This window comes from Vibrio sp. 10N.222.49.C9, assembly GCF_041474985.1.
Classification (GTDB): Bacteria; Pseudomonadota; Gammaproteobacteria; order Enterobacterales; family Vibrionaceae; genus Vibrio; species Vibrio crassostreae_C.
Genome location: NZ_JBFRVD010000511.1, coordinates 1 through 367, shown reverse-complemented (window position 1 = coordinate 367; position 367 = coordinate 1). Strand labels below are relative to the sequence as shown.

Annotated in this window: 1 protein-coding gene; it reads right to left on the bottom strand. The window is 55.6% G+C overall.

Annotated elements, in window-relative coordinates:
* A partial coding sequence (locus tag AB4585_RS24230) for an iron chelate uptake ABC transporter family permease subunit (protein ID WP_372171305.1) occupies positions 1-367 on the bottom strand: 367 nt, incomplete at both ends.

The window sequence follows — 367 nt, the reverse complement described above, 5'->3', positions numbered from 1 at the left end:
CCACAAGGGTCGTAATGGCGCCGCCTAAAAAGGAAAAGACAGGCACGGTGCCAAACATTAGAAGAGCAGGGTAGGTCGCGGCAAGAGACCCAAACACCACGATAGCCAATGCCGCGCCAAGTGCGGCTCCAGCAGAGACACCGATAATCCCAGGGTCAGCTAGGGGATTGCGAAACAATCCCTGCATAACGGTGCCACAGATAGCTAAGATACCGCCGATGGCGATAGCAAGCAGAGTGCGAGGCAGTCTGACTTGCTGCACTATCATGTTAACGTGTGCCGGCAATTCGGCGCTGGGCAGGCCTGGCATGGTGAAGTCAGGCAATAGGGCACTCATGCTCTGAGTAAAGCTGATATCCATAGGCCC